This is a genomic window from Paraglaciecola arctica (genome assembly GCF_018861065.1).
Taxonomy (GTDB): Bacteria; Pseudomonadota; Gammaproteobacteria; order Enterobacterales; family Alteromonadaceae; genus Paraglaciecola; species Paraglaciecola arctica_B.
Genome location: NZ_JAHKQO010000043.1, coordinates 1 through 6233 on the forward strand (window position 1 = coordinate 1; position 6233 = coordinate 6233).

Sequence of the window (6233 nt, forward strand, 5' to 3'; positions counted from 1 at the left end):
GTAGGTCGCACATTGCCAGGCTCGCATTTATGAGAAAGGCCACCTGCATTAGGTGGCCTTTCTTATATGTAAATATGTAAAATCTAATTATTATCAATATAAAGTAAAAAGTCTTTCTATTTATATGTCTATTATCAATCTAATGAACTCGTAATACACTTCGCCTTAATATTTTATTGTGTAATTAAGAAAGGCGGAAATTGAAATGTCTCACCAAATTATCAAAGAACTTAGTACTCGCTATACAGTTAAGAAGTATGAACCTAGTAAACGTATTTCGGCTGAAGATATAGATGTAATTAAAGAAGCGCTACGTTTATCTCCATCTTCGATCAATTCACAACCTTGGAAGTTTATACTAGTTGAAAGTGATGAAGGGAAGCAGCGTCTTCACGACACCTTTGCTAACAAACACCAGTTTAATCAATTACATGCAAAAGAAGCTTCACACTCGTTGTTACTGGCTTATGATCCTAAGTTTACTAAAGAAAAGTTCTCGAAAAGAGTCGATGTAGAAGTCAGTTCGGGACATTTGCCGGCTGAGATGTATGATTCCTTTATGGGGGCCTATGCCTTTGCTGAAATGAACACAGATGAAAGTGGTAACAATAGTAGCTGGACGAAAGCTCAGGTTTATTTAGCGTTAGGAAACCTTTTACATACTTTGGCTCGATTAGGTATTGCGTCTACTCCTATGGAAGGAGTCGATCCTGAGTTAATTGGAGAGATATTTAAAGAAGAACTCGACGGCCATGTTTGTGAGGTAGCACTGGCTATGGGGTACCAAAATGAAAAAGAAGATTGGAATTTTGGTTTACCTAAAGCTCGCTTACCTGTTACTGATATTCTTGAGGTAGTTTAAGCGATCATAAGATGTGCAATTATCATTGCTGGTTAATGATATTGAATAAAATAGCCGGGTTTCTACTCGGCTATTTACTATTTTGCGTAACGTTAGTGAAAGTTTCTGGAACGGTTTGCTAATTCACCAACTAAGTGACTGAGATCTTCCAATTTACCAGCGATAATATGCGTTACCCCCCCATCCCCACGTTCTAAAATGCCACTTACCTTTAGTATATTCGCTTTTAAAAAAGCTTGTTTTTGTGCTCTAGCGGTTGCCAACCAAACAACCACATTAATATTCCCAGAATCATCCTCTAGTGTAAGGAAAGTCACACCCTTGGATGTGCCAGGCCTTTGTCTACAAGTCACTACACCAATTACTGTGACGGTACTACTATGCTTTTTGTTGTCTAATTGTGTGGCTTGGGTGTACTTGGGTAATAAATTAGCTTCCTTTAGTAAGGTGATAGGGTGCGAGCACAAACTAAGACTAGTAGCCTTATAATCTTCTACTAACGTTTGAGATTTACTAGGACTAGGGAGGTTAGTTATAGGATCGCTTAATTGATTTTGGAGTAAGTCTAAGCCATTTTGATTGTCCATAAGCTGCCAACGGCTCTCAAACCTATTGCCGCTAATAGAATGAAAAGCGTTTGCACTGGCTAGTGCTTCTAAAAATTGTCGACTGAATTGTAGTTGTTTTACTTGGTTAATGTTTTCAAAGCCTGACATCGGACGTTGCTCAACTAACTCTATAGTTTCTTGTTTATTTATTCCTTTTACTAAACGGATCCCTAATCTAATGGCCCAACTTTTATTCTGATATTGTAGTAGGTGGTCATGACTTGAATGATTGATACAAACAGGAAGAATTTCAATTTGATGCCTTCGAGCATCTTGAATAAGTTGATTGGCTGAATAAAATCCCATTGGTAAACTATTTAATAAACCCACATAAAACGCGGCAGGGTAATAGTGCTTTAGCCAAGATGAGACGTAAGCTAGTACGGCAAAGGACGCGGAGTGAGATTCTGGAAAGCCATACTCCCCAAATCCGCAAATTTGTCTATATATACGTTCTGCATAGTCAAGGGTGTAACCCCGCTGCGACATGCCAGTTATTAGTTTGTCTTTAAAATTTGTTAGTTCTCCCGTTTTCTTCCAACTCCCCATAGCCCGTCGTAACTTGTCTGCTTCACCACCTGAAAAACCCGCAGCGACCATAGCTATTTTTATTACTTGTTCCTGAAAAATTGGCACACCCGAGGTACGATCTAAAACATTTTTCAATTCTGGAGACTGATGTTCAATTAATTTTGGATTAGCGCGATGTTTTAAAAAGGGGTGTACCATTCCACCTTGAATAGGACCGGGTCGTACTATCGCTATTTGGATCACTAAATCATAAAAGGTAGCGGGTTTCAGTCTGGGAAGCATACTCATTTGTGCCCGAGACTCAATTTGAAATACACCTACAGTATCTGCTTGCTGAATCATTTCATAAACTTGTTTGTCGTCACCTAGTGCGGTGATCTGGGCAATGCTAAAGTGATGTTGATAATGTTTTTCTACTAAGGCAAAAGATTTACGTATTGCGGTAAGCATCCCCAATGCTAGTACATCTACTTTTAAAAGCCCTAAACTTTCGAGATCGTCTTTATCCCATTGGATCACACTTCTATCTTGCATGGCTGCATTTTCGATTGGAACCAAATGATAGAGCGGCCCCTGTGATATAACAAAGCCGCCAACATGTTGTGATAAATGTCGAGGAAACCCTTTTATTTCATTAACTAAGTTGACAAATTGTTTACCTTGTAATGACGTTGGGTCTAGACCAAGTTCTGCAATTTGGGTTTGCCAACCTAATTGCATATCTCGGTGATTGATATTCTTTATGAAAAAATCTAGTTGGCTTTCGTTTATGGCAAATGCCCTACCTATTTCTCGGATAGCACTTTTACTGCGGTAGGTAGTGACTGTAGCGGCTATGGCAGTGCGTTCTCGGCCATACTTTTGATAGATGTACTGAATAATTTCTTCACGTCTTTCATGCTCAAAATCTACGTCAATATCCGGTTCTTCTTGGCGCTCTTTGGAAATAAACCGTTCAAACAATACTGATATTTGCCTAGGATCGACAGCCGTGATTTGTAGGCAATAACAAACTATCGAGTTGGCTGCTGAGCCTCTTCCTTGATACAAAATTTGTTGTTGTTGTGCGAATTGCACCACATCGTAAATAGTAAGGAAGAAATACTCGTATTTTAACTCTTTGATTAGTCTTAATTCTTTGATAATTATTCGTTTGATTGCGAAGGTTAATCTGCCTCCAGTGGCAAAGCGTAAACCTAAGCCTTTGATCACAAGCTCACGAAGGTACTCAGAGGCTGTTTTATTATCTGGTACTAGTTCGCTAGGATATTCATAGCGTAAACTTGCCAAACTAAAAGTACATAAATTGGCAATTGTTAGGGTTTCTTCAAGCCAGGCGGATTGATACAAAGTCGATAGTTTATTAATAGGGCGTAAATAACGTTCACTATTGGGCAACAATTGACGGCCTAATTCTGAGATGGGTTTACCCTTACGAATCGCAGTGAGAGCATGTTGCAGTGGTAAACGTTGTTGCTGGTGCATCAATATTCCACCACAGGCGCAGATAGTGAGTTGGTGTTTGCCGCTAACTTGTTGTATATGCGTTAGATAACGATGTTCGTTAGCTTGTAAATGCCGTTGATAACCTAGCCACACTTTGCGTTTATAATGTTTTTTAAGCCAGGCTCCCCAATGGTCATCTATTTCTTGAGTGCCTTTAGGTAACCAAATAACTAAACAATGTTTGATGCCGAGTAAATCCCATTGATTCAGCTGGTACTCACCTTTAGGTGCTCGTTTGCGAGCATTAGTAATGGTTCTGCATAGTTCTGCATAAGCCAGTCTGTCAGGACACAGTAAAACTAACTCTAAATCTTCCCCAAATCGAAACAGACTACCAATGATCAGTTTGATGTTTAGGTCATGTTCTTTTATAGCGGTATAAGCTCTTGCGACCCCTGCCACTGAGCATTCATCGGTAATAGCAATGGCGTGATAACTTAAAAAATCAGCTTGCTTAACCAATTCTTGTGGGTGGGATGCGCCATATAAAAAGCTAAAATTGCTTTGGCAAAATAACTCTGCATATTGATGTGTTTTTGCCATTAACTGAATACGCCATGTAAATACCAATCACCTTGTGGGGTTTTAAATACCCAGTACCACTGACCCAATTGGTTGCGAGCTATAAAATAGTCGCGGATGATTGGTTTAGGGTCCCACCAACCTGTTTCTATACGTTCTGGTCCATAAGCAATAGAAACTTTTTCATGTAAACGTTGCGGGGAGGGTAATAAAAAGCTTGGGCGTAAGGGGTAGAGTTGAAAAGTTTGTTTAGGCTTAGCAAGTCGAGTGGAGTTTTGAATTACTTGCTCAGGTCGATAATCATTCGTTAATGTTGGGGTAAATACAGCCTCTTCTCCCAGTTTTGCTTGGAGAAGGGATATCAACTGTAAACGTGACAGCTTCCCCTGCTTACCCGCAAATAAATCATTTTTTTCTGGCGTTCTGATGTAGGTATTTTTTGCTATTAAACGGATTGCAAAAACTGGTGCACTGAGTACGATGTTTTCTAATTTTAGAGATATTAATACCGCCCAAGAATGGGCCAAATATTCGCCTTGTTGAGAGTGAATGTTTAGCTCAATGGATTTTTCATCTCTCTGACTAAGGATGAACACTAAAGTCTGGGTTAATAAGTCTCGTGTTTTTAAAAACTCTTCTAAACCTTGTAAAAGTTGCTTTAGGGGCGCCTGTAATACTTGTACGTTTTCTATGTCGTATAACAATTCAATAAAACGATCGAAAGATTTTTTAGGATGAAAAAAACGCACTGGATGGGGGATCTGAGCGGTGATTTTTCCAATATAAGTCGCTACTTCCATGTCAAAGCGTTTGGCAATATCCGCCAGGGGAATTTTAAGTAAACCTTGTATCGTATATATGCCCACTCGTTGTAATTTTTCTACTGCTTTGGGTGTAAGGTCTGTGTACTGTAAAGTGCTACCTGTGATTGCTTTTTTGATTTCAATAGGGTTATCGGTTACCTGATCCCAAGCAGTGTTTGCTAATAATCTAGCCCCGAGAGGGGAGAGCCCCGTAGCATAATGAAACACGACCTCTTGTAGTGATAGTTGATGCTGCACAACTTGCCAATAAGCATTTAAATCGCCATATAGATTGAGCATGTTATGGACTCGTAGTAACAAACTATTATCGTTAAAAAAGCAGATGTCGCTGGTGACTAAATATAGGCTTTGAGCAATATCACTTAACCTGTTTTGAGTGATTTCTCGCTTGTATGGTATGACTTGCAAGTCTCCATTTAACATCGCGGCAGTTCCTAATCCCATGTTTAAACGTATACCAGCTTGGTAAGCTGCGTGGTTGAGTTGACAGACTTGGTTGGTTCGCTCGTCTAAGATCACATAAGCTTGGGTATGGATATTTGATTCAGGATTTTGTTGTAATAGTGCGTCTAATTGTAAATTAGGAAAATGCAGATATAGCCAAAGGTGTTGCATCATATCGCTGTTAAAAGTTAAAAGTTAAAAGTTAAAAGTTAAAAGTTAAAAGTGCTTTATCCCGCGCGGGATGCACGAGAGGGAAATGTCAGCACCTTAGAATCTTCAGACTGACTCAGCTCAGGCCAATAAGCTCCCATGTAGACATTAAACGAAGCATTAGACCAACTGCCTTTACGTTTAGTGATTTGTGCTTTGATCCCCACTTTAGAAGGGCTGAGTTGTATTCCTAAAGTGACGGGCAAGGAGATATGTTCTTGTTGAGGCTGACGTACAATAAAAAGTAAACACTGCCCTTTTTCTGCGGCGACTTGCAGGCGCTTGACTTGTGTGACAGACAATGAAGCATGCCACAAAACCACGCTATGACAGCAGCCACTTTTAAGGCTTTGCTCAGTGCTCCACAACACCTGTTTATTTAAAAGAGGTTGCACCACCATTACTTGATCAAGTGCAAAACCAAACTCAGCTAACATTTCACTATTAATCGACAGTGGTGGTGCGATAAAAGTGACTAGTTCTGTTGGCTTTTGTTGTTGCCTTGTAAGAATACTAGGTAGCAATAAGCGCAGCTCACCAATGCCAATTTGGCTGCGAATATCGATGACGCCATACTCAGGAAACCCTCCTTGTAATGCATTGTCTAATTCCTTAAATCCAGTGTGCTGGCCATGACCCGTTGGTTGAGTATGACTCGCCTGCCAGAGCAAATTTTTATGTTTTAAATAAGAAATCGTAGGGTGCATAAGATCATAAATATACTGT

Annotated in this window: 4 protein-coding genes; 1 reads left to right on the forward strand and 3 read right to left on the reverse strand. The window is 39.7% G+C overall.

Translation table 11 applies throughout. The annotated features are described in order from the left end of the window. The first annotated feature begins 205 nt into the window (after window positions 1-205). Entirely contained in the window at window positions 206-862 is a 657-nt protein-coding gene (locus KO534_RS18845) for a nitroreductase family protein (protein WP_215932100.1), read from the forward strand. Window positions 863-954: 92 nt separating this feature from the next. Here the strand turns inward: KO534_RS18845 and KO534_RS18850 are convergent, their stop codons facing one another. The 3 genes from KO534_RS18850 to imuA all read right to left on the reverse strand — a co-directional run. Next, a complete protein-coding gene (locus KO534_RS18850; protein ID WP_215932102.1) occupies window positions 955-4050 on the reverse strand; it encodes an error-prone DNA polymerase in 3096 nt (1031 codons plus the stop codon). After that, window positions 4050-5471, reverse strand: a complete 1422-nt coding sequence (locus tag KO534_RS18855) for a Y-family DNA polymerase (protein WP_252732275.1) — start codon at window positions 5469-5471, stop codon at window positions 4050-4052. Before KO534_RS18855 ends, KO534_RS18850 begins: the two co-directional genes overlap by 1 nt. 53 nt (window positions 5472-5524) lie before the next feature. Next, the coding region (gene imuA, locus KO534_RS18860) for a translesion DNA synthesis-associated protein ImuA (protein WP_252732276.1) at window positions 5525-6233 on the reverse strand (709 nt) is incomplete at its 5' end.